The following is a 23,876-nucleotide window of genomic DNA, read 5'->3' on the forward strand; positions in this document are numbered from 1 at the left end:
AAATATTTTTTCTTTTGAGTCAGATGGTTAAATCTGACCTATTGCTAACACTTTTTGAACGGGGACAGAGCAAAATCTGAACATTACACTATGTTGTAAATTGTTGCTTCCCATCATGGAGATGAAAATGAAAAAGCTTATGACGTCATTGGCGGTTGCAGCCGCTATCGCATCACCTGTTGCTTTTGCCGACAGTACACCTGTGATGTTCTCTACTATCGATAACACAAACGCACCCTCTAATTCTTCAGTAGGTGGCGTTCGTTTAGCTGTGTTGCATGGGCAGGTAAATGAGGTTAAAGGTGTCGACTTTTCACTGCTTGGTATGTCAGAAACGGATCGTACGACAGGTGTGAACTTCGGTCTGTTTTTTGGTGCAGCAAAAGTAAATCAAGAAATGAAAGGCGCGTCTTTAGGCTTAGTTAACTGGAACCAAGGTCAGACGACGGGTGTTAACTTGGGTGCTGTTAACATTACGAACAACGTAAAAGGCTTGAACTGGAGCGCGGTGAACTATTCTGAAGGCTACACCATGGCGGATGTGGGCTTAGCGAGTATCTCTAAGAAGTCTAATTTCCAGTTTGGTTTCTTCAACATGACCGATCAAATCGATGGTGTGCAAATTGGTCTTTTGAACTGTGCGGATAACGGTTTCTTCAAGTGTTTCCCACTCATCAACTTTGCTAAGTAATCCCTGAGAAAGTCAGAATCTTTATATACAGAAAGCCCTCGATGTTCGTCGAGGGCTCTTTAATTGCTGATGAGATGAAGCGAGTTTCTCGGAGCGTTAACTATTTAATTAATCGTGATGAAGTTTTGCGTTGTTGAATTCTTTGATGAACACCGCGGCGTAATGCTTTGATGTGGTTTTCTGCTTTATCCACACCTAACAACACGGTTAATGTCAGGAGAGTAATAACCACCGACTGCGTTAAATAACCCAAACCTATCATCAAACCTAAACCTGCTAGCACCCATATTACAGCCGCGGATGTTACGCCATGGATTTTTCCATCAAGTGTCATCATAACGCCAGCGCCTAAGAAGCCGACGCCAGTAATGATCTGACCAAGCACTCGTGCTTGATCAAGTGTATTTGGCGATAACGACACTGCCATCGACATAAACAGGTAGGTGCCTGAAATAATTAATATTGCTGTGCGAATGCCAACCGGTTTACCACGAGTTTGGCGCTCTATACCGATCATGAGCCCATTAATGGCGCAGCATAGTAGGGCAGGCCAACTGAATGGGCCAAGATCGAAAATTTGTTCGAATGCTGTATGCATCTTGACCTCCAAAAGTGCGGAGTATGCATAGACTTACCGTGCAAAGCGAACAAAAATAATCAATCTAGACGACAAATTTAATTGAGCGTCAGAGCTTATTCTAAATGCAAATCCAACGGCGTTTTACTTGGCCTGCCACCAATTTCTCGTGTGAGTTTTGGTACCAGATAACCCGATACACGCGTGATGAGTCCGCGCATAATAGCTTTCGCTTCTTCGTCCGAAATAAAGTAGTGCGCTGCGCCTTGCACCTTATCAAGAACGTGGAGGTAATAAGGCAAGACACCCGCGTCAAATAAGGCCTCACTTAACGCCACTTGAGCTTCTACCGAATCATTCACGCCTTTCAGCAGAACGCCTTGGTTTAGAAGCGTAACGCCCGCTCTTTTGAGCTTGAACATCTGTTCAGCAAATTCGTCATTGATTTCGTTGGCATGGTTGATGTGAGTGACGAGGATGATTTGTAACCTTGATGCTTGCAGAAGTTGGCATAGTTCATCAGTGACTCGAGCAGGAATCACCACAGGTAAACGGCTATGAATACGCAGACGTTTGATGTGAGGAATGTGAGCAATGTGCTCTAAAAGCCAATGAATCTCATCGTCTTTTGCCATTAATGGATCACCACCTGAGAAGATGATTTCGTTCAACTCTGGTTGTTGTGCCATGTACTCTAAGCACTTGGTCCAGGCTTGTTTCCCGCTTTTGTTCTCTTGATAAGGGAAGTGACGACGAAAACAGTAACGGCAATTTACCGCGCAGCCACCTTTGACAATCATCAGGGCGCGGTTGCGATACTTGTGTAGCAGGCCAGGGACTTCATTGTCCTGCTCTTCCAATGGATCATTGGAGTAACCCGGATGCACCTCAAATTCGTCGCTCAGTGGTAAAACCTGACGTAAAAGAGGGTCTTTAGGGTTGCCTTTCTCCATCCTATCGACAAAACTTTGCGGTACACGCTGTGCAAACAGCTTGCGCGCGGCAAACCCGTCTTGCCACGGTGAAGGATCAATTTCCAGTATTTCGAGCAATTTTGCAGGATCAGAGATCCCATTCGCCAACTGTTTGAGCCAGTTTTGCTCAACAGATTCGACTTTTCGGGTTATTATGTGCGGCATTGAATTTAGCTCTAAGAATGTAAGAGGAAAAAATGGCTACAGTTAGCACCAATGAATTTAAAGGCGGTCTTAAGTTAATGCTTGATAACGAGCCTTGTGTAATTCTGGAAAACGAATACGTTAAACCAGGTAAAGGCCAAGCGTTCAACCGTGTTAAAATTCGTAAACTTCTTTCTGGTAAAGTGCTAGAGAAAACATTCAAGTCTGGTGACACTTGTGAAGTGGCAGACGTAATGGATATCGACCTAGATTATCTATATTCAGACGGCGAATTCTACCACTTTATGAACAGTGAAACGTTTGAACAGATCGCAGCGGATGCAAAAGCGGTAGGTGAAAACGCTAAGTGGTTGGTAGAAAACAACACTTGTATGATCACTCTTTGGAACGGTAACCCAATTACTGTTACTCCACCAAACTTCGTTGAGCTAGAAGTTGTAGACACAGACCCAGGCCTGAAAGGTGATACTCAAGGTACTGGCGGTAAACCAGCGACGCTATCAACTGGCGCTGTTGTTCGTGTTCCTCTGTTCATCTCAATTGGTGAAGTGATTCGCGTAGATACTCGTACTGCTGAATACGTAGGTCGTGTGAAGTAAGCACTTTATATGATTGTTAGAAAGGTCGCTTCGGCGGCCTTTTTTATTGCCTGTGACTCTTCTCTTTTAATCCCTCTGCGTAAAACATCGATATCCTCCGCAAATTTTTGATGATTTTGTATTATTCGTAAAAATCTTATTTATTCCATGAATCTATCGATTATTCCTTAATGTAACATTTTGATACATTAGTACTTGTTGCTGAGTTGCATAGCAATCTGATTTTTATCGATTTAACTCAGTAACAATCCAAAAAAGGAGAACAAAATGGAAAGCAGAGGTTTAGGAAGGGGTTTAAAGGTGGAAGAAAGACGTCAGTTACTACATAAAGGATTAAAAGCAGCCGTATTTGGCGTACCGCTGTTGGCAATAGGCTTAACGATTAATAGCTCGGTGCTGATGACCGATGCGGGTTACAGCTACGTGCATCAGAATAATATTACTGGTGAGTTGGATGTGTTTACTGAACCTGGCATTCATTTTCGTATGCCATTTCTGTCCAAAATCACCAAGTATGACCAAGTGATCACCGTGTCATTCGGTAACAGCAAGGGCGAAGATTTTTATCAACGTCTTGATGCGATTCAGGTTCGATTTGCAGACACCTATATTGGTCAGATCCCCGTAACATTCCGCTTTAAGCTCAGTAATGACCCTGAAGCGGTGAAGAAGATGCATAAAGAGTTCCGCAACAACAGTAACTTGATCGATGCGCTGCTTGTAAAGAACGCACGTAACGTAACGGTGATTACCGCAACCCAATACACGGGTGAAGAGTTTTTCCAAGGTGGTTTGAACCAGTTCAAATCGAAACTTGGCGATCAGTTACGAGAGGGGATTTATCTAACAGAGCGACGTCAGGTTGAAGTGGAAGAGTTGGATCTTGCGCCTGTTGGGGTGAATCAAGCTAATCCGAACCAATTACAGCGCACCAATCAACTGGTATGGAAAACTGTGCCAGTCGTAGACAAAACCGGGCAACCAATTCGTCAAGACAATCCGTTACAACAATACGGTATTCAAGTGACGCAGGTGACCATTGGTGACCCGCAGCCAGAAAAGCAATTAGATCAGCTATTGGCAGATAAAAAGCGTTTAGTGGCGGATCGTATTCGCGCGATTCAGGAACAAGAAACGTCGAAAGCACAGGCAGAGACCGAGCAGTTACGCAAAGAGATTCAACGAACACGTGAGGTGCAAGACGCCCAGCGTGGTAAAGAACTCGCAATTATTGCTCAACAAAAAGAAGTGGAAGTGGCGCGTCAGATTGCAGAGCGTGAAATCGTTGAAGTGGAAAAAACCAAACGACTTGCTGAAGTCGAGAAGGAGAAAGAGCTAGCTATCGCCGAGGCTAACTTAGCGATTCAAAAAGCAAACGCACTTTCCGCAGAGTTTGAAGCGAAAGCGATATTAGCGAAAGGTCGCGCAGAATCTGAAGTCCTAAAAGGTAAGTATGCGGCGTTAGGTGCAAACCGTGAAGTTTACTTGGCGGAATTAAATCGAGACGTAGCGAACTCGTTGTACAATAACTTGCAAAACTTCCAAGTTCAGATGCCACAAAACTACATCGGTGGAAGTGACGAAACGGGCTTGAAAACGAACTTAGATGTGATTACTGGCTTTGGTGCTCTTGGTCTTATGGACCAAACAAAGAAGGTCACACAGCAATAAGATCATGGGTGGTCAAAAGCTTAAAAAGCAAAAAGATCATAGGTAACCCAAAGCAATAAAAAAGCTGGCATTTAGCCAGCTTTTTCTTTTTTGGTCAGTCTCTTAAATCATGAAGATAAAGATAACTGCTAGTGCAGTGATGAGGCCTGCAAATGCATAGCATGCAATTTTACCAATCACACCAGTGTGGAATTTAAGGTCGTGCATGCCGTGGTGTACACGGTGCATTGCGTGCCACATTGGCAATGCTAGCGTGCCAATGATGAATAGCGCACCGATGATGCTGGTTGCGAATGCAGAGACACGCTCGTAGCTCATCGCTTCTGCGTCAATCACGCCTAGTGGTACCAAGATACCTAGCACAAGAACAGTGATTGGCGTGATCATCGCGAACCAAGTACCGCCTGCGCCAAACAGACCCCACCAGATTGGCTCATCAGAACGTTTTGGTGATGTGTTTACACTATAATTCGGTTTCATTGCTCAGCTCCTTACACCACGATGAGAACGATCAGTGAGATGAACGCAACCGCGGCCCACTGAGTCAATACGATGATCTTCTTGTCCACTGGTTTGCCTTTCAAACGAATTGGCATTACTTGTGGCATCATGCTGAAGAAAGTTTGAGCGTGGAATAGGCTACCGAGTAGTGCAACAATGTTGATTGCGACTACGATTGGGTTCGCCATGAACGCTAACCAACCTTGCCATGCTTCAGGACCTTTCACCAAGCAACCTAAACCGAAAGTTAGGAACAGAGTGAATAGAATTAACGGAAGCACCGTCGCTTCACGTAGCATGTAGAAGCGGTAGAAAGGATGGTTCTTCCACCAAGTGCGTTTTACTTCACGAACGTAAGGTTTACGATTGCTCATCCTTATGCCTCCACTTTCTTTGGTGAACCATCAGGTTTCAACATAGCAATCACGAAGTCCATAGAAGACTCCACTTTGCCTTGGTTTACTGCCGCTGCTGGGTCAACGTTCTTCGGACAAACTTCAGAACAGTAACCAACAAACGTACAACCCCAAGCACCGTTTTCACCGTTGATAAGCTTCATGCGCTCATCTTTACCGTTGTCACGACTGTCTAGGTTGTAGCGGTGGGCTAGCGTTAGTGCAGCAGGACCGATGAACTCTGGGTTAAGACCAAACTGAGGACATGCTGCATAGCACAGACCACAGTTGATACAGCCAGCAAACTGTTTGTATTTCGCCATCTGTTCTGGCGTTTGCAAGTTCGTACCGTCTTCTGGTTTACGATCGTTACCAATGATGTATGGTTTGATTGCTTCTAGGCGCTCGATGAATGGCGTCATATCAACAATCAAGTCTTTCTCGATTGGGAAGTTCGCTAGAGGCTCGATAGTCACACCGTCTGGGTAGTCACGTAGGAAGCTCTTACAAGCAAGTTTCGGTACGTTGTTCACCATGATGCCGCAAGAGCCACAGATCGCCATACGGCAAGACCAACGGTAAGACAGATCTTTGTCTAGGTGGTCTTTGATGTAACCAAGTGCGTCAAGTACAGACATGGTTTCATCGAATGGGACTTCGAATGTTTGCTTGTATGGTTCTGCATCTTTTTCTGGGTCGTAACGCAGGATGTCTACTTTTTGAATGCGATTTGCTGACATTATGCTTGCTCCTCTGCGTTCTTCTCTTCAGCCGCGGCTTTTTCTGCTGCTTCACCGTATAGACGAGCTTTTGGTTGTGACTTAGTGATGGTCACATTGCTGTAATCGATACTTGGTGCTGACTCTGGCTTGTAGAAAGCAAGTGAGTGTTTTAGGAAGTTCACGTCATCACGTTCTGTACAACCGTCGTCTAGACGTTGGTGCGCACCGCGAGATTCTTTACGTAGAATCGCAGAGTGAACCATCGCTTCTGCGACTTCTAGGCCGTAGCCTACTTCAATGGCGTACAGAAGGTCAGTGTTGAACACTTTACCTTTGTCTTTGATGCTGATGCGTTTGTAGCGTTCTTTCAACTCAGTGATCTTGTCGATAGTCGCTTGCATCAAATCTTCTTGGCGGTAGATACCACAACCCGCTTCCATGGTGTGGCCCATTTCTGTGCGGATTTCTGCCCAGTTTTCGTCGCCTTCTTGGTTCATTAGGTTAGCGATGCGTTCTTCAACCGCTTTTACTTGCGCGTCAATTGCCGCGTCGTTCCAGCCTTTGAATTCTGCCGCACGTTTCACGGCGTTTTCACCTGCTACGCGGCCAAATACCACGAACTCAGCCAGTGAGTTAGAACCTAGACGGTTTGCACCGTGAAGACCAACAGACGCACATTCACCCACCGCGAATAGGCCTTTAATGCGAGTTTCACAACTGCCGTCCGTTTCAATACCACCCATGGTGTAGTGAACGGTTGGACGAATTGGAATTGGCTCTTTTGCAGGGTCCACGTTTACATAAGCTTTTGCTAGCTCACAGATGAACGGCAGACGTTCTTGTAGGTACTCTTCACCAAGGTGGCGAAGGTCTAGGTGCACCACGTCACCCAGTGGGTGTTTGATGGTGTTGCCTTTCTGTTGTTCGTGCCAGAAAGCTTGAGAAACTTTGTCACGAGGACCCAGTTCCATGTATTTGTTCTTCGGTTGGCCAACTGGAGTTTCAGGGCCCATACCGTAATCTTGTAGGTAACGGTAGCCATTCTTGTTAACGATGATACCGCCTTCACCACGACAACCTTCCGTCATCAGGATACCTGTACCAGGAAGACCTGTTGGGTGGTATTGAACGAATTCCATATCACGTAGAGGAACGCCGTGACGGTAAGCCATTGCCATACCATCGCCCGTTACGATACCGCCGTTGGTGTTACAGTGGTAAACACGGCCCGCGCCACCTGTTGCTAGAACAACAGATTTTGCTTTGATAGTAACAAGCTCGCCTTCAGACATGTGAATAGCAATCAGACCTTGAACTTCGCCTTCATCAACAAGCAGATCCACCACAAAGTACTCATCAAAACGTTTGATGTTGCTGTACTTCATTGATGTCTGGAATAGCGTATGAAGCATGTGGAAGCCAGTTTTGTCTGCAGCGAACCAAGTACGTTCAACCTTCATACCACCAAAGCGGCGTACGTTGACTTCACCGTTCTCTTTACGACTCCATGGGCAACCCCATTGCTCCATTTGGATCATTTCGCGAGTCGCGTTCTCTACAAAGTATTCAACAACATCCTGTTCACATAGCCAGTCACCACCGCCAACAGTGTCGTTGAAGTGGTTGTCTAAGCTATCTTCATCCTTGATAACTGCTGCTGAGCCACCCTCTGCAGCGACCGTGTGGGAGCGCATTGGATAAACTTTAGAAATCAGAGCGACTTCTAAGTCTGGGTTTGCTTCAGCCGCTGCAATAGCAGTACGAAGACCAGCGCCGCCTGCGCCGATGACTGCGATATCTGTGGTGATAATTTGCACAGTTATCCTCCAGTGTGTGATTGCGGAAATCCGCTTGTTATTGTCATTACGAGGCGCTCTTTAAAAAGAACTCCCCAAAAGTAGTAGGGTTAGTGTAGATGAGCCACATGGCAGAAAAATTGATGTAATTGGGTTTTTGCTTCGGTAATGCACTTAAGGGCATAGAATTTATAGGTTATGTGACTGCTATCACGGCATCGAGGTTTTGGTCCTCAAGCATTAACATTAGGGATGTTAAACCCGTGTTGCGTGACATTAACCGCATGGATAATAGGATTTTAACTGAGTGTTTTTTGTTCTGCAGCACGAGTAATGCTTGCTTCAAATTTAAACAATGTGGCGGGAAAATAGAGAAGGGAAATTCCCCTCTCGTCGAACCGTGAAAAGCATGTAGAATGGGGTTTTTACGCGCTAAATTAGAGTTTTGAGATACTTATTATGCAAACCAACTGGCAACCTACCGCTTCCATTGAGCAACTTCGTCAACGTGCGACGTTAATCGCCGCCATTCGTCAATTCTTTGCCGAGCGACAGGTGATGGAAGTGGACACGCCAGCGATGAGCCACGCGACCGTGACTGACATTCATTTGCATACTTTCCAAACCGAGTTTGTTGGCCCTGGTTACGCTGATGGCAGTAAGCTGTTCTTTATGACCAGTCCAGAATTCCATATGAAGCGCCTTTTGGCAGCGGGCAGTGGTTGTATTTATCAAATCAATAAAGCGTTTCGTAACGAAGAAAATGGTCGATACCACAACCCCGAGTTTACGATGTTGGAGTGGTATCGCGTTGGCTTTGACCACCATAAATTGATGGATGAAATGGATGACCTGTTGCAGCTGGTATTGAAGTGTGGCGCAGCGCAGCGCATGACGTATCAACAAGCCTTCATTGATGTGTTGGGTGTGTGTCCACTAGAAGGCTCGATGACTGAGCTGAAAGCGGCGGCAAGCAAGCTGGGCTTGAGTGACATTGCTAAGCCAGAAGAAGATCGCGATACGTTGCTGCAACTGTTATTTAGCGTGGGAGTAGAAAATACAATTGGTCAGGATGTGCCGGCTTTTGTGTACGACTTCCCTGCGTCACAGGCGGCGCTCGCAAAAATCAATCCTCAAGATCATCGCGTCGCGGATCGTTTTGAAGTGTACTTTAAGGGGATAGAGCTGGCGAACGGATTCCATGAACTGGACAACCCGAAAGAGCAATTAGCGCGCTTTGAACAAGATAACGCAAAGCGTATCGAAATGGGTTTAAAACCGCAGCCGATCGATTATCATCTGATTTCTGCACTGGAAGCAGGGTTGCCAGACTGTGCAGGGGTCGCGCTGGGTATTGATCGTTTGATCATGCTGGCGCTAGGCTGTGACCACATTGATCAAGTGACGGCCTTTCCATTTCCAATTGCATAAGGACGTCCAATGAACCTGACGGTTGCACGTTCCGTCATCTTTAGCTACGCCATATTGATCGCTTTTTTATCTCTGAGTTCAGGTGAACTGCAAGACTGGGGCAATATCGCGTATCTCGACAAAATGCAGCACGCTATGGCGTATAGCGGCTTTGCGTTTTTAGGTTGTTTTTGTGTGTGGCGTTGGCGTCAACGTTGGGCGGTGGCGATTGGTATTTTGCTATTCAGCGCCGTTATTGAGTGGTTGCAAGGGTATGTAGGGCGACAAACTTCTTGGTTAGACCTTGTCGCCAACTCAACTGGCATCTTAACTGGTCTGTTATGTTACCGTATTTGGAGCCTCTATCGACCTAGGTTGGTGAAGTCGCTATACTCGATTCGTTAATGAAGAGGGAACACGATAACAATGAAAACGCGCGACAAAATCGTCTACGCGGCACTGGAGTTGTTCAACCAACATGGTGAGCGCAACATCACCACCAATCACATTGCCGATCACATCGAAATTAGCCCTGGTAATCTGTATTACCACTTCCGCAATAAGCAAGAAATCGTTCGTGAGATCTTTGCGCTTTATTCAGCAGAACTTTTAGAAAGATTTACCCCTATTCAAGGTTCGCAAGAGAGCCTTACTATGCTGAAGAGCTACCTAGACTCTATTTTTACCTTGATGTGGAAATACCGCTTTTTCTACGCAAACTTACCAGAAATCCTGTCACGAGATGAACAGCTACACGAACAGTACATCGATGTGCAAGAGAAGCTGCAAGCGAACCTCATTGCTATTATGCAAGAGTTCGTAACGATGAAGTTGTTGAAAGTCGATCAACAACAGTTGAAGTCATTGGTATGTACATTGCACTTGATTGCGTGTAGTTGGTTGGCGTATCAATCCGCGATGGCTTCAAAAACCAACATTACCGAGCAAATGGTGAAGCAAGGGATGTTGCAGATGCTTAATGTCGTTAAGCCATTAGCAACTGAGCAGGGCTTAGAGCAGCTACTGTTATTAGAAGATGCGGTTAGCAATCTACACAGTTAAACGTCAAACTGCTTAATATTTCGAGAGTCACTCTCATTTTCGAGTCGTGGCTCGAGTTGACTTGTCAAATATGCCACGCACAATAGTCCCATACGCTAAAAACCCTTGCAGGGATAAGATTCTCGATAAAGGAACTATCGCCCCATGAATTACGACATTTTTAATGGTGATGCTGATGGCATCATTGCTCTTCTACAATTGCGTTTGGCTGATCCTGTCGATGCCCAGTTAATAACCGGTGTAAAGCGCGACATCAAGCTGGTGGAAAAAGTAGACGTGCAAGCGGGTGATGAGCTGACTGTGTTAGACATTTCGATGGAAAAGAACATGGCAGGTCTAGAGCAAGCTTTGGCTCAAGGCGCGCACGTCTTTTACGCCGATCATCACAAAGCGGGCGACATTCCTCAGCATGGTAATTTGGATGTGCACATCGATCTCGATGCCAACATGTGCACGGCGTTGATTGTCGATAAGTTGCTTGATGGGCGTTTTCATGACTGGGCGATTACGGCGGCTTATGGCGATAACATGATTGCTAAAGCCGATGAGCTAGCGAATAACGCGGGCTTGTCGCAGCAACAGAAAGAGCAGCTAAAAGAGCTGGGTACTTTAATTAACTACAACGGCTACGGAACGAAGGTCGAAGATTTACACTTTCACCCTGCGGAGCTGTACCGAGCTTTGCTGAAGTACACGTCACCATTTGAAGCTATTGAAGATACGGCCTCGCCATACTACCAATTGCAATCGGCTTACCAACAAGACATGGAGGCGGCTCTCGCAGTGCCTGCCATGCATGAGAGCGGTAAGCTGAAGTTGTTTGAGTTACCAAACACGGCGGCATCACGCCGAATCAGTGGTGTTTATGGCAACTGGCTAGCAAACCAAACCCCTGACTCTGCGCATGCGGTACTTACTGAAAATTCAGATGGGACTTATACGGTTTCACTCCGTGCCCCATTAAACAATAAACAAGGTGCCGTTGCCGTGTGTGGTCAGTTCCCGACAGGTGGGGGGCGAGAGGCGGCGGCAGGAATCAACGCGTTAAGCAAAGATGATGTGAATGCTTTTATTGATGCGGTAGAAACCTACTACGCATAGCATTTTCCAAAACATGAATACAACAAAGGAGCCGAGTGGCTCCTTTTTTATGACAAGTCAATAAGTCAGATAATCAGCGCTTTAACCAAGATTTCGGATTCTGCGCTTCACTATTACGACGAATTTCGAAGTACAGCGATGGCCTGTCTTGACCGCCCGTATCACCCGCGAGAGCAATCACTTCGCCGGCGGTGACTCGGTCGCCTTCTTTTTTAGTTAAGGCTTGGTTGTAACCATAGAGGGTCATGTCACCTTTGCCGTGGTCGAGCAGTACCACTAAACCGTATCCGCGCAGATACTCCGCAAATACGACAGTTCCGGGATAAACGGCTTTCACTTGTTGACCATAGTTGGCAGACAGCACCATGCCCTTCCAGTTTACCTGCCCGGTTTGTCGCGTACCAAAGTTGTGTAACACACTGCCTTTGAGTGGCCAAGGCAACTTACCGCGCTGTTTGCCGAGTCCGTCCATTGGCACCGCATTACGCTTCGCTGCTTTGGCGATCTCTGCTTTTAAACGGGTTTCGTTGCGTTGCAGCTCGGCTAAGTAGCGTTTGTCATTCTTGATACTGCTCTGAATTTTATTCAGGGTTTGCTTACGCTTGGATTGTGTACTCGCTAGCGCTGTACGTTTTTCGGATTGCTGCTTGAGCAGAGTCTCGATTTGCTCTTTTTCTAGCTCGAGTTGGTTTTTGTTGTGCGCTAATTCTTGGGTTATTTTGGTGATCGCATCAATCACTTCAGCACGTGCTTTAGCTAAATGCTGGAAGTATTGGCTCATGCGGTCTTCTTCCACACCTTGATTTAACAAGTGACCATTGGCTTTCGCTCGCTCGGTTACGTAATACGTTTGCAGTAGCTGTTTGAGTTCTTCTTCTTGCTCTTGACGCTGTGCTTCTTGCAAGGCAATTTTCTCTTCCAGGTTTTCTATGTTTTTGTCTGCTTGTGCGAGGTTAGACTTGGTTTGTCGTATTTCACGCTCAAGCTTAGAAATTCCAAGCTCTTGATCTTTTAGTGACTTCTGTAACTCATTGAGCTGCTTTTCTTGGGAAGAGAGCGATTTGCGCTGACGGCTTATCTCACTGGATACGCCTTTGAGCTCTTGCTGACTCACAGCAGAGGAGGTAATGGGATAAGTGGCAGATAAAGCACAAGTTAATAAAATAGCCGAGCGTAGAACAGGGTGATTTTGTTTTCGCACTTGAGAGTTACCTACCACGTTGTTGTCAAAAAGGTTTGTTGACGATTAAATACCATCTCCATGGATAAAGCTTTGCGACTTGCCGTTAAAGCCTTGATCCATATCGAGAGAGGGTTTGTCTGTTTTTGGACGTCCGACGATTTTTGCAGGCACGCCAGCCACCGTTGTGTGAGGAGGCACGGCTTGCAATACCACAGAGCAAGATCCGATTTTCGCGCCTTCACCGACTTCGATATTGCCAAGAATCTTTGCACCAGCGCCGATCATTACGCCTTCGCGAATTTTCGGGTGACGATCACCGCATTCTTTACCAGTACCACCAAGGGTGACATCTTGCAGTATAGACACGTCGTTTTCGACCACGGCAGTTTCACCAATCACGATGCCTGTTGCATGGTCGAGCATGATACCACTACCAATGCGCGCTGCAGGGTGGATATCGACCTGACATGCTACCGAAATCTGATTTTGTAGGTAAGTCGCAAGAGCGTGACGACCTTGCTTCCACAGCCAGTTTGCTACTCGGTAGCCTTGCAGGGCGTGATAGCCTTTTAGGTACAGCAAGGGCATTGAGTACATTGAAACAGCAGGGTCGCGATTGACCGTGGCACAAATATCACAAGCCGCGCCGTCAGTGATGGTTGGATCAGCCGCAAAGGCTTCTTCAACCACTTCACGCACAGCCATCGCTGGCATGGAAGCGGTGTTCAATTTGTTAGCCAGAATATAACTCAGAGCGGCACACAAACTTTCATGCTTGATAATGGTGGCATGATAGAAGCTCGCCAGCATAGGCTCTTGTTCTGACATTTCACGGGCTTCTGAGACAATTTTGTTCCAGACTTTTTGTTTTTCGCAGTGTTTCATTCTCAATATCCAGAGTGGTTCTTCCGTGACCCGACAACTTCAATTTTTCTCAGATGAGCTGCAAAGGGCGGTAGATTGCTACTTTCCTTCGGCTTTTTTGTCACGAGCAAGTAAATCTTGCGCTGCTAAGCGCGCATCTTTTCCTTGATACAATACTTGATAAATTTGATCAACTATCGGCATCTCAACACCCATACGTTGAGAAAGTAGCCATACTTCTTTTGTATTGCGGTAACCTTCAACCACTTGACCAATTTCTTCTTGAGCCGTATCAACGTCTTTACCTTGGCCTAATGCCAAGCCAAAGCGTCGGTTACGTGATTGGTTATCGGTACATGTCAGGACAAGATCGCCTAAACCCGCCATGCCCATAAAGGTTTCTGGCTGTGCACCCAGCGCAGCACCAAGGCGACTCATTTCAGCCAAGCCACGAGTAATTAATGCAGTACGGGCATTGGCGCCAAAACCGATACCATCAGACATACCCGCACCAATCGCAATAACGTTTTTCACAGCGCCACCCAATTGCATACCAATAAAGTCACTATTGGCATATACGCGGAAGGTTTTGCTACAGTGGATTTTTTCTTGTAGATCCGCAACAAATTCAGAATCTGGAGACGCAACAGAGATTGCAGTCGGCATACCCATTGCGAGCTCTTTCGCAAACGTTGGGCCAGACAATACTGCTAGTGAGTAGTTTTCACCGATAATGTCATAAGCGACGTCTTTCAGCAGGCGCCCCGTTTCAGGTTCAAGCCCTTTGGTTGCCCAACAGATGCGAGAGTCTTCGCGCAAGAATGGTTTACAGCTGTTTAGCACCATGCCAAAGACATGGCTTGGAACCACAACCAACAAATCTCGGCTTGCTTGAACGGCTTTTTCTAAATCCGATTCAATGATCAAGCTTTCAGGGAAATCAACACCTGGTAAAAAGGCATGGTTAGCTCGGTCTGCTTCTAGGCGAGCCATGTGCTCTGGCTCGTGTCCCCAAAGGACAACGTTCGCGCCGTTACGAGCGAGTGAGATTGCCAAAGAGGTGCCGTATGAGCCTGCGCCAATCACAGTCATTGCGATGTCTTTACCGTAAGCATTGTTTGTATTTGCTTGTGTCATGCTACCGCCTAATTGTCTTGCTACTAGTAGAATCTAGTTCCTAATCGTCAAATTTTACGCCTTCTGGCGATTAGGAACTAGGAACTTTTGTCAGAAATAAAAAATGCACATTGCATCGAATGGTAGACGCTCTGTGCATTTTATTTGAGTCGGTGACGTCAGCACTGTGGCTATTCGTCACTTATAAAACGTGAATTACGCTTCAGCTTCGCCTTGTTGAGCTTGCTGTTGTAGGTAGTTCATGAATAGCGCGTCAAAGTTTACTGGCGCTAGGTTCAGTTGAGGGAACGTACCTTTAACGACTAGGCTTGAGATAGTTTCACGAGCGTATGGGAATAGGATGTTCGGGCAGAATGCGCCTAGGCAATGTGCAAGTTGACCAGCTTCCATTTGTTCAGCAGTGAAGATACCACCTTGTTGAACTTCACATAGGAACGCAGTCTCTTCTTCGTTCTTCACAGTAACGGTTAGGCGTAGAACAACTTCGTAAACGCCTTCACCAAGCTCACGGCTTTGAGTGTCTAGGTCTAGTTTAACGTCTGGGTTCCACTCTTTCTGGAAAATTACTGGAGAGTTCGGCGCTTCAAAAGAAACGTCTTTTAGGAAGATGCGTTGAATTGCGAAGTTTTGTTGTGCGTCTTGAGGTGCTGCTTCAGCCATTTTTTAATCCTTAAATCAATATTTGTTGAGCCTAGAAACGTCTAAGCTCAGAAAACTGGTATGTCCTGAGACTAACTGAGCCAATCTACCTTGACTAGATGAAGCGTGTATTACGTGCAAAGCGTCACAACTTAGTGCTCCAACTGCTTTCAATTTGCTCAGTTTTTTGTCCGCGAGGCTTGGTAAAAGCGCGTTTAAACGCGAACTTTCGTTCTTGCCACGTTCCTACTTCTTACCGCGAACTAACGGCAGGTTCGCTTCGTTCCACGCAATCAAACCATTTTTTAGTAGGCTCACGTTTTCGAAGCCAGCTTTTACTAGTAGGTTTGCGCTTTCTTGAGCGGTCTGTCCTGTCTTACATACAACAATGATTGGGTCTGATTTGTGGTTTTCAAGGCTACCCAAGTTACCCGCTTTGATGTCTGACGGTAAAATGTGAAGTGAGTCGGTGATATGACCTTTTTTGAACTCGTCTTTGGTACGGATATCCACTACAACGCCGTTTTCACGGTTCATAAGATGAGTCAGTTGGTTTACGTTGATTTCTTTGTATGCGGCTGTCGCTGATTTCACGATGTTCATGATAAAGGCGACAAGAAGACCTACCCAAACCAAAGATAGAATCATGTTCTGTTGGAAAAATTCAATGTACTCTTGCATGTCTTGAGCTCTTACGCTGTTGGCGGAAAAATAAAGCAGGAGTATAGCGAGGTTACGGCTCTTAGGCGAGAGGGTTAAAATTTTCTAACGAATAATTGAGATCTCTATAAACCCTTTATGCCCTTACTATCCGTACATTTTGCTCTGGTAGCTTGATTGCTTTTGCCTATTGGACTTATCGGTTTAAGTGACTTCTGTTTTACTGAGAAAAGAGAACAATAGGTATTAATCCATCTTGTTTGATGTTGCTTTAAATTAGCGCTGTTTCAAGTGCAAAAATAAGAATGAGAAGCGTAAGAAAACCGAACTTAGACTGGGGTGTACAAAGCGTATTAGAAATGACTATGCTTGTGGAACACGATTGTCGGCACTGACTCGTTGTTCGCTTAACTTGTAAGATAGCAACAATAAATCGCAAACATTATTTGATCTTAACCTACAGTTTTGGTTAAAAAGTGTAGTAAAATTACGCTAGTTTTGTTTCAAGGTTAGATAGGGCAGCGAGGCCCTACGCCAAAAGTTACTTAAATTTGATGAGGTCATCACTATGTCAGCTAAGAAGCCACTGGCTCTAGTTATCCTTGACGGTTACGGTTACCGTGAAGACACAGCAAGTAACGCAATTGCGAATGCGAAAACACCAGTAATGGATGCTCTGATTGCGAATAACCCACACACATTAATCTCTGCTTCAGGCATGGATGTTGGCCTTCCTGATGGTCAAATGGGTAACTCTGAAGTTGGTCACACTAACATTGGTGCAGGCCGCGTTGTATACCAAGACCTGACTCGTATCACTAAATCAATTGCTGATGGTGAGTTCGAACAAACGCCTGCGCTAGTTGAAGCAATCGACTCTGCTGTGAAAGCTGAAAAAGCAGTACACATCATGGGCCTGATGTCTCCAGGCGGTGTTCACTCTCACGAAGACCACATTTACGCTGCAGTTGAAATGGCAGCGGCGCGTGGCGCAGAGAAAATCTACCTACACTGCTTCCTAGACGGCCGTGACACACCACCACGTAGTGCTGAAAACTCACTACAACGTTTCCAAGGCCTATTTGCGAAACTAGGTAAAGGCCGCGTTGCTTCTCTAGTAGGTCGTTACTACGCAATGGACCGTGACAACAACTGGGATCGCGTCCAAGTTGCTTACGATCTTCTAACTCAAGCTAAAGCTGAGTTCACAGCAGAAACGGCAGTTGCAGGTCTAGAAGCGGCTTACGCTCGTGAAGAAAACGACGAATTCGTTAAAGCAACAGCTATCAAAGCGGAAGGTCAAGAAGACGCAATCATGCAAGATGGCGATGCGGTTATCTTCATGAACTACCGTGCTGACCGTGCACGTCAAATCACTCGTGCATTCGTTCCTGCATTTGACGGCTTTGAGCGTGCAGTATTCCCAGCAATCAACTTTGTGATGCTGACTCAATACGCGGCTGATATCCCTCTAGCTATCGCATTCCCACCTGCGTCTCTAGAAAACACTTACGGTGAGTGGCTATCTAAACAAGGTCAAACTCAGCTACGTATCTCTGAAACAGAGAAATACGCACACGTGACTTTCTTCTTCAACGGTGGTGTTGAGAACGAATTCGAAGGCGAAGAGCGTCAGTTGGTTGCTTCTCCAAAAGTTGCAACGTACGACATGCAGCCTGAAATGAGCTCTCCAGAACTAACAGAGAAGATGGTTGCGGCTATCAAATCAGGTAAGTTCGATACCATCATCTGTAACTACCCGAACGCAGATATGGTTGGTCACACTGGCGTTTATGAAGCGGCTGAGAAAGCAATCGAAGCTCTAGATGAAAGCGTGGGTAAAGTGGTTGAAGCAATCAAAGAAGTTGGCGGTCAACTATTGATCACTGCGGACCACGGTAACGCAGAAATGATGATCGACCCTGAAACTGGCGGCATCCACACTGCTCATACTAACCTACCAGTACCTCTAATCTATGTAGGTGACAAAGCGGTTGAATTCAAAGAAGGCGGTAAACTGTCTGACCTTGCACCAACCATGCTTTCTCTAGCTGGTCTAGAAATCCCAGCAGAAATGACGGGTGAAGTACTAGTTAAATAGTTAACTAACGGCTCCGAATGACAAAAGCCCGAGTTTAAACTCGGGCTTTTTTGTATCTGGCAATAAGGGCTGGTCTGTAAGGTTACTGAACCAAAATGCCCGCACCAATCACAGCTAGGGCTGCGCCCAACCATGCAAATCGGTTTGGTCGGCGTTTAGTGTAAATCCAGAGCAGTGGTAGCAACATAATTGGCGTGGTTGAAGATAGAAGTGCAACCATACCTACATTTCCTTCTTGCAGTGCGTATAAGATTAGCGTCATGCCGACGGCCATCGCCAAGAAACCATTAAGCGCAGTAATACCAAATATGCGCCAAGTAATGTGTTGCGTCGAGCGAGCGACTTTGACTCCTAGAATTAACAACATGCTGTGGGCGAAAAAGGCACTGATCATTCGAATAGCAGAAGCCGCAACTGGGTCAATACTGGTTTGCATTACTGGCTTGGCGATGATGCCGCCCAATGCTTGGCACATTGCTGCGGTTAAGCCAAGTCCAATACCCACCCAGATGTCACCTTTAATGTCTTCCAAGACGTTATTCACTTGACCTCTTCGGCCAAAGAATATCGCCATCACCACGCCGCTAAATACCAATGATGCGCCCAGTAGTTCTATTGTGGTCATGACTTCGCTAAATAAGAAGTAGCCCAAGATGGCAGAGAACACGGCGTGGCAAGAGAAGAGTAACCCGGCTTGTCTTGGCCCCATACGATTCAAACACGCGAATAGAGCGGTATCGCCAATAAAAATACCAATCAGTCCTGAGGCCATCATTGGCGTTACATGTTCCCAAGAAACCGTTAACCAGCCGCCAGTTATCCAGGCCATTGTTGATAAGATCACGGCTGTGCAGCCCATACGCCAGCGGCTGTAAGAAAATGCGCCTAGGTGTTGTGCAGGAATGACAGAAATAAGGCTAGAAACTGCCCACAGAAAAGCGGCGCATAAAGCAAGCCATTCGTAACCCATGATGTGTCGACGTCCTTGTAGAGTAGAGGAGTCTTAATATGCACGAAATTTATGGGATGTAAAAGCCGCTCTGTAAGGGCAGTAGCTGGAGAGCAGCTCCATGACAACACGCTTTTTCATGGAGCTCTTCGATTAAAACAGTACCAAAACTGCGCCATACACGATAAGTAGACCAATCAAACCGAGAATCAGGCCTACTTTCGCCATGTCTTTGCTCTCGATGAGGCCTGTTGAATAAGCCAAAGAGTTTGGTGGTGTGGAAACCGGTAAGATCATGCCAAGTGATGCGGAGAAGGCGACGACAACCAGTAAACCTTGTAGGCCACCAACCGCAATAAGGCTTGGCATGGATGTACCAATAGCGGCAGCAATAGGCATCAATAAGTTTGCCGTTGCGGTATTAGACATAAAGTTCGCCATTAACCAGCACACTACCGATAGGGCTAAAACAACGGCAAATGGTGATAGCAGGCTGTAATCAATGGCGTGCGCTAATGCTTCGGCTAAGCCCGTTTTGTCTAAGGCAATGCCAATTGCTATACCACCGGCAACTAGCCATAAAACATCCCAGTTAATCAGCTTGAGCTCTTCTTTTCCCATAATGCCCGTTAACGTGAACACTGCTAGTGGGATAATCGCGACAACATATGTATTCATGCCATGCACTTTCGTTGTCATCCAAAGCAAAATGGTTAGTGCAAAAGTGATGTAGACGACGATCGCACGCCAGCTCCTTTTGAATGTACCATCTAGCTTTAGTTTCATTTCTGGTTCGCTAGACGGAAACAGCTTTTGCAACAAGAACCAAGCTACAGTGAGTTGTACCAACACAAATGGTAGACCCATTGTCATCCACGATAGGAAGTCTATCGCGTTTTCTCCAGTGAGATATTGAAGCGCTATCGCATTAGGTGGCGTGCCTATCGGAGTCGCAATGCCGCCTGTATTCGCGGCAATTGGAATACACAACACCAGTGCTTTAATGCCTAAATCCCCTTTAGGTGCTGAAGCGACGATGGGGCCAAGCAGGGCTAGCATCATCACGGTCGTGGCAGTATTGGACATAAACATTGAAAAAACGGCGGTAATTAACATCAAGCCCAGCATGATGAACTTAGGTTGGGTGCCGAATGGTTTTAATAGTACTCGGGCGAGGTTGTTGTCGAGCTCGTATTTGGAAGCCGCAATCGCAAGAGCAAAACCACCCATAAAAAGAATAATGATCGGTGAAGAGAAGGCCGAGAAAATATCGGTGTAAGCAATTAACTCTCCTAAATCATGCCCCGCTGGTGGATTGCGAAATAGATGCAAACCTTTATCCGATATCATGATCAGTTCAAGAGCGATAATAAGAATGGACGTAGCAAAAACGGGAACCGGCTCGAGAACCCAAAGTAGGGCAGCAAGAAGAAAAATAGCTAACAGGCGATGCTGAATTAAAGTGAGATCGTCAATAGGAATAGCATCGATCGGCATCATCAAAACACCGAGCGGAATTAAAAAGCACACCAGCAATTTCGCCAACGTGTTTACACTCATCTTTGGCATTGGCTGCCCCTCTAAATATTAATTCTAAGCGCAGGATAATTGATTGTGGAATGAGGGTCTTAGAGGCAGGTATGAGTTTGAGAAATAGAGGCTAAATTTCGAACGGAGTTTTGCTTTTTATCAATAAAAAGAGCCCTGAATAAAGGGCTCTTAACGGTGTTTTACTCAATTTTTTAAGGCGTAAGGTGTGCCCATAACGGTTGGCTTACCGTTTTCCATGCTTGCGTCAAACTCAATCGCGTCTTTGGCAAACAGGTTAATAACAGTAGAACCCAGTTTGAAGCGGCCCATCTCTTCGCCTTTTTTCAAGATCACGGCCTTGTCACCCTCTGCTGGGTAATCCCATTTGTAGACAGTGTTTCCACGAGGCGGAGTGATCGTGCCAGCCCATACTTGCTCAATGCTACCAACAATTGTCGCACCAACAAGCACCTGTGCCATTGGACCAAACCCAGTATCGAAGATACACACCACACGCTCGTTACGTGCAAATAGGTTTGGTACGTTTTCTGCTGTCAGAGGGTTTACTGAGAACAGGTCACCTGGTACGTAAATCATTTGGCGCAGAGTGCCGTCACATGGCATGTGTACACGGTGGTAATCGCGCGGAGATAGGTACAATGTCGCAAAAGAACCATCTTTAAATTCGTCAGCTAAATTCGCGTCACCGCCCAGCAATTCTTGTGCTGAGAAGTGATGACCTTTTGCTTGGATAAGTTGACCATCTTCAATAGGGCCAAACTGGCTAACACAAGCGTCGGCTGGATGAATGATGACGTTTTCGCCTTCAGAAATTGGGCGTGCGCCTTCTTTTAGCTCACGAACGAAAAACTCGTTGAACGTTTTAAAATGTTTAGGATCTGAGTGCTTTGCCTCATCCATATTCACATTGTATTGTTTGATAAACCAACGAATAACTGCTGTTGTTAGACCGCCAGCTTTTGCTGAAGCCAGTTTACCCATTAGGCGAGTGAGGCCGTGTTGTGGGATCCAGTACTGCAGTCCAACTTTAAACTTGTCCATCTTTAATTCCGATACTTCTGTTAGATTCGCGCTTTAGGGCGCGTGATGTTACTGAAATTTAATTTGCTTGTCAGTATTAGGTGAAGACTTTTTACACAGTTACAGCCTTAACTCAATTACAGATCGGCTTTTTTATTACGTGAATACTGACGATTTGCTTTGTTTTCAACCATGCTTTCCAAAATACGATGATAATTTTCAAAGCGAGTTTCGTTAATTTCCCCGTTCTCGACAGCTTCACGTAGAAGGCAGCCTGGGTCATCATTGTGTTTACAATCTCGGAACTTGCAACCGCCTAAATATGGTCGAAATTCAACGAATGCTTTTGTTACTTCTTCTGCTTCCAAATGCCAAAGACCAAATTCACGTACTCCAGGTGAGTCGATCAAATCGCCACCCGTTGGAATGTGGTATAAACGTGCAGCCGTCGTGGTGTGTTGGCCCAAGCCAGAGTTCTCAGAGACTTCGCCTTCTTCCACTTCGCTCTCTAGTTCCGGCATTAACGCGTTGACTAAGCTGGATTTCCCTACGCCTGATTGACCAACAAAGATATTAATTCGATCACGCAGCAGGGTTTCTAGTTCAGCAATGCCTTCTCCAGACTTCTTGCTGACCAGAAGCACTTTATAGCCAATACGTTCATATTCTTTGAGCCATTCTTCATACATTGCACGGTCATCGGCTTCTAGAAGGTCGACCTTATTTAAGACCAACAATGGCGCAATATTCAGTGTTTCTGATGCAACGAGATAGCGGTCAATAATATTTAGCGATAGCTCTGGTAATACCGAAGAGACAATGACCATTTGATCAATATTGGCTGCAACGGGTTTTAGGCCATCGTAATAATCTGGACGAGTGAGCACTGAAGAGCGAGGTTCTACCGCTTCAACAACACCAGAGATGCCCGCCATAGACTCCAATCCTTCGCGCCATAAAACACGATCGCCAGATACTAGAGACTCAATACCACGGCGGAGGTTACAGCGTTGAATTTCGCCTGTTTCAAGGTCTTCAATGTCCGCGTGCTGACCAAAACGAGTGATCACGAGACCTTGCTTGCTGGCGCCTAGCATGTTTTCATCCCACTGGATGGAATCTTCTTGCTTCTTCAAACGCTTTTGTTGGTTGCTACGTACGCGTCGCACCTGACCTTTGGTTAACTTTTTCTTCTTTGCCACAATTCTGTACTTTATGTGAATTTACTCAAATGGTTGAGCCGTACTCTTGGCTCCGTGTATGAGTATCGTGTTTCTCGTATTTTGAGGTATAGTACCTCTTTTATCGATAAACAAATAGGCGGCGTAACCATGTCCTTTAGCGATCAAAACCTAATTTGGGTTGATTTAGAGATGACAGGGCTTGATCCTGAAACGCACAAAATCATCGAAATTGCTTCTATTGTCACGGATAGCGAACTAAATATTTTGGCTGAAGGTCCAGTGTTAGCGATTCATCAGCCGGAAGAAGAACTGGCGAAAATGGACGACTGGTGTACTAATACGCATACGGCAAGCGGTTTGGTGGAGCGCGTTCGAAACAGTCAAATTTCAGAACAAGACGCAGTCGCACAAACCATTGAATTTTTAGAAAAATGGGTGCCAAAAGGGGCGTCGCCAATATGTGGTAACAGCATTGGGCAGGATCGTCGCTTTTTATACAAGCATATGCCTGAGTTGGAAGAGTTCTTCCATTACCGATATGTTGACGTTAGTACTCTTAAAGAACTAGCACGTCGCTGGCAACCTGAGGTGCTAAATGGGTTCACAAAACAGGGAACACATTTGGCCTTGGACGACATTCGTGAGTCCATCGCAGAACTTAAGTACTATCGAGGTACTATTTTCAAGATTTAACTGTTAAGGTTGCGATCCAAATTGTTGTAATTTATATCGCTTTTGATTGCTTTTTCGTCGTTCAGTAAAAAAATAAAGTTTTTTTGAAGGAAGGACTTGCATCACAAAAAAATGCTCTTATAATTCGCAGCCCTAAACAGCGGAAACGTTGTTGATGCGACACTAGCTCAGTTGGTAGAGCGCAACCTTGCCAAGGTTGAGGTCACGAGTTCGAACCTCGTGTGTCGCTCC

General features: G+C 45.8%; 24 protein-coding genes and 1 tRNA gene. 10 read left to right on the plus strand and 15 right to left on the minus strand.

Going from position 1 to position 23,876, the window contains the following annotated elements:
* Window positions 1–127 precede the first annotated feature (127 nt).
* On the plus strand, window positions 128–691 hold the full coding sequence (locus R7Q11_RS22335) for a VC2662 family protein (RefSeq protein WP_005381507.1): 564 nt from the start codon (window positions 128–130) through the stop codon (window positions 689–691).
* 100 nt (window positions 692–791) lie between these two features.
* On the opposite strand, the gene R7Q11_RS22340 is transcribed toward R7Q11_RS22335, so the two are convergent.
* Complete coding sequence (locus R7Q11_RS22340; protein ID WP_005381504.1) at window positions 792–1,289, minus strand: MgtC/SapB family protein; 498 nt, start codon at window positions 1,287–1,289, stop codon at window positions 792–794.
* Between the two features lie 95 nt (window positions 1,290–1,384).
* The gene (gene epmB, locus R7Q11_RS22345; RefSeq protein ID WP_225466730.1) at window positions 1,385–2,407 is read right to left on the minus strand and encodes an EF-P beta-lysylation protein EpmB; all 1,023 of its coding nucleotides are present in this window, start codon (window positions 2,405–2,407) and stop codon (window positions 1,385–1,387) included.
* 32 nt (window positions 2,408–2,439) lie between these two features.
* Here epmB and efp point away from each other — a divergent pair, with 32 nt between their 5' ends.
* Both efp and R7Q11_RS22355 read left to right on the plus strand, forming a co-directional pair.
* Entirely contained in the window at window positions 2,440–3,006 is a 567-nt protein-coding gene (gene efp / locus R7Q11_RS22350) for an elongation factor P (protein ID WP_005381500.1), read from the plus strand.
* A 267-nt stretch (window positions 3,007–3,273) separates the two neighbouring features.
* Window positions 3,274–4,677: an SPFH domain-containing protein gene (locus R7Q11_RS22355; RefSeq protein ID WP_171346246.1), complete on the plus strand. Its 1,404-nt coding sequence runs from the start codon at window positions 3,274–3,276 to the stop codon at window positions 4,675–4,677.
* A 102-nt stretch (window positions 4,678–4,779) separates the two neighbouring features.
* On the opposite strand, the gene frdD is transcribed toward R7Q11_RS22355, so the two are convergent.
* Genes frdD through frdA form a run of 4 tightly spaced genes read right to left on the minus strand, consistent with a single transcriptional unit; the run spans window position 4,780 to window position 8,112 of the window.
* Window positions 4,780–5,157, minus strand: coding sequence for a fumarate reductase subunit FrdD (gene frdD / locus R7Q11_RS22360; protein WP_005381493.1), 378 nt, complete (start codon window positions 5,155–5,157; stop codon window positions 4,780–4,782).
* A gap of 11 nt (window positions 5,158–5,168) precedes the next feature.
* Window positions 5,169–5,552, minus strand: coding sequence for a fumarate reductase subunit FrdC (gene frdC / locus R7Q11_RS22365; protein ID WP_005381491.1), 384 nt, complete (start codon window positions 5,550–5,552; stop codon window positions 5,169–5,171).
* 2 nt (window positions 5,553–5,554) lie between these two features.
* Window positions 5,555–6,313: a succinate dehydrogenase/fumarate reductase iron-sulfur subunit gene (locus R7Q11_RS22370; protein WP_005381489.1), complete on the minus strand. Its 759-nt coding sequence runs from the start codon at window positions 6,311–6,313 to the stop codon at window positions 5,555–5,557.
* A complete protein-coding gene (gene frdA, locus R7Q11_RS22375; RefSeq protein WP_017821831.1) occupies window positions 6,313–8,112 on the minus strand; it encodes a fumarate reductase (quinol) flavoprotein subunit in 1,800 nt (599 codons plus the stop codon). Before frdA ends, R7Q11_RS22370 begins: the two co-directional genes overlap by 1 nt.
* 438 nt (window positions 8,113–8,550) lie before the next feature.
* Between frdA and epmA the strand changes: the two genes are divergently transcribed.
* From epmA to R7Q11_RS22395, 4 genes are all read left to right on the plus strand, one after another.
* Window positions 8,551–9,522 carry an elongation factor P--(R)-beta-lysine ligase gene (gene epmA / locus R7Q11_RS22380; RefSeq protein ID WP_225466731.1) on the plus strand — a complete coding sequence of 324 codons (972 nt, stop codon included), beginning with the start codon at window positions 8,551–8,553 and terminating at the stop codon, window positions 9,520–9,522.
* 9 nt (window positions 9,523–9,531) lie between these two features.
* On the plus strand, window positions 9,532–9,906 hold the full coding sequence (locus R7Q11_RS22385) for a VanZ family protein (RefSeq protein ID WP_225466732.1): 375 nt from the start codon (window positions 9,532–9,534) through the stop codon (window positions 9,904–9,906).
* 21 nt (window positions 9,907–9,927) lie between these two features.
* Window positions 9,928–10,563 carry a TetR/AcrR family transcriptional regulator gene (locus R7Q11_RS22390; RefSeq protein ID WP_042523716.1) on the plus strand — a complete coding sequence of 212 codons (636 nt, stop codon included), beginning with the start codon at window positions 9,928–9,930 and terminating at the stop codon, window positions 10,561–10,563.
* 144 nt (window positions 10,564–10,707) lie between these two features.
* Window positions 10,708–11,664: an acetyltransferase gene (locus R7Q11_RS22395; protein WP_053350700.1), complete on the plus strand. Its 957-nt coding sequence runs from the start codon at window positions 10,708–10,710 to the stop codon at window positions 11,662–11,664.
* A 73-nt stretch (window positions 11,665–11,737) separates the two neighbouring features.
* Here R7Q11_RS22395 and R7Q11_RS22400 read toward each other — a convergent pair whose 3' ends face one another.
* The 5 genes from R7Q11_RS22400 to R7Q11_RS22420 form a co-directional block, all read right to left on the minus strand.
* Window positions 11,738–12,883 (minus strand): murein hydrolase activator EnvC family protein, encoded by a 1,146-nt coding sequence (locus R7Q11_RS22400; protein WP_005381476.1) that lies wholly within the window; start codon window positions 12,881–12,883, stop codon window positions 11,738–11,740.
* A 27-nt stretch (window positions 12,884–12,910) separates the two neighbouring features.
* Entirely contained in the window at window positions 12,911–13,732 is an 822-nt protein-coding gene (gene cysE / locus R7Q11_RS22405; protein WP_005381475.1) for a serine O-acetyltransferase, read from the minus strand.
* Between the two features lie 78 nt (window positions 13,733–13,810).
* Window positions 13,811–14,848, minus strand: coding sequence for an NAD(P)H-dependent glycerol-3-phosphate dehydrogenase (gene gpsA, locus R7Q11_RS22410; RefSeq protein ID WP_225466733.1), 1,038 nt, complete (start codon window positions 14,846–14,848; stop codon window positions 13,811–13,813).
* Between the two features lie 195 nt (window positions 14,849–15,043).
* Window positions 15,044–15,508 carry a protein-export chaperone SecB gene (secB, locus tag R7Q11_RS22415; protein WP_005386410.1) on the minus strand — a complete coding sequence of 155 codons (465 nt, stop codon included), beginning with the start codon at window positions 15,506–15,508 and terminating at the stop codon, window positions 15,044–15,046.
* A 225-nt stretch (window positions 15,509–15,733) separates the two neighbouring features.
* Window positions 15,734–16,168, minus strand: coding sequence for a rhodanese-like domain-containing protein (locus R7Q11_RS22420; RefSeq protein WP_005386415.1), 435 nt, complete (start codon window positions 16,166–16,168; stop codon window positions 15,734–15,736).
* Between the two features lie 547 nt (window positions 16,169–16,715).
* On the opposite strand from R7Q11_RS22420, the gene gpmM reads away from it, so the two are divergent.
* The gene (gpmM, locus tag R7Q11_RS22425) at window positions 16,716–18,248 is read left to right on the plus strand and encodes a 2,3-bisphosphoglycerate-independent phosphoglycerate mutase (protein ID WP_225466734.1); all 1,533 of its coding nucleotides are present in this window, start codon (window positions 16,716–16,718) and stop codon (window positions 18,246–18,248) included.
* A gap of 82 nt (window positions 18,249–18,330) precedes the next feature.
* Here the strand turns inward: gpmM and R7Q11_RS22430 are convergent, their stop codons facing one another.
* The 4 genes from R7Q11_RS22430 to rsgA all read right to left on the minus strand — a co-directional run bounded on the left by R7Q11_RS22430 (window position 18,331) and on the right by rsgA (window position 22,970).
* A complete protein-coding gene (locus R7Q11_RS22430) occupies window positions 18,331–19,218 on the minus strand; it encodes a DMT family transporter (RefSeq protein ID WP_213894192.1) in 888 nt (295 codons plus the stop codon).
* Window positions 19,219–19,350: 132 nt separating this feature from the next.
* Entirely contained in the window at window positions 19,351–20,766 is a 1,416-nt protein-coding gene (locus R7Q11_RS22435) for an SLC13 family permease (RefSeq protein WP_104975656.1), read from the minus strand.
* 165 nt (window positions 20,767–20,931) lie between these two features.
* Window positions 20,932–21,789, minus strand: a complete 858-nt coding sequence (gene asd / locus R7Q11_RS22440) for an archaetidylserine decarboxylase (protein ID WP_225466735.1) — start codon at window positions 21,787–21,789, stop codon at window positions 20,932–20,934.
* Window positions 21,790–21,905: 116 nt separating this feature from the next.
* Window positions 21,906–22,970 (minus strand): small ribosomal subunit biogenesis GTPase RsgA, encoded by a 1,065-nt coding sequence (gene rsgA, locus R7Q11_RS22445; protein ID WP_005386419.1) that lies wholly within the window; start codon window positions 22,968–22,970, stop codon window positions 21,906–21,908.
* A gap of 129 nt (window positions 22,971–23,099) precedes the next feature.
* On the opposite strand from rsgA, the gene orn reads away from it, so the two are divergent.
* On the plus strand, window positions 23,100–23,645 hold the full coding sequence (gene orn / locus R7Q11_RS22450) for an oligoribonuclease (RefSeq protein WP_017635574.1): 546 nt from the start codon (window positions 23,100–23,102) through the stop codon (window positions 23,643–23,645).
* 156 nt (window positions 23,646–23,801) lie between these two features.
* Window positions 23,802–23,874 (plus strand) — tRNA-Gly (locus tag R7Q11_RS22455).
* Window positions 23,875–23,876: the final 2 nt, after the last annotated feature.

Source organism: Vibrio sp. 970 (genome assembly GCF_033339075.1).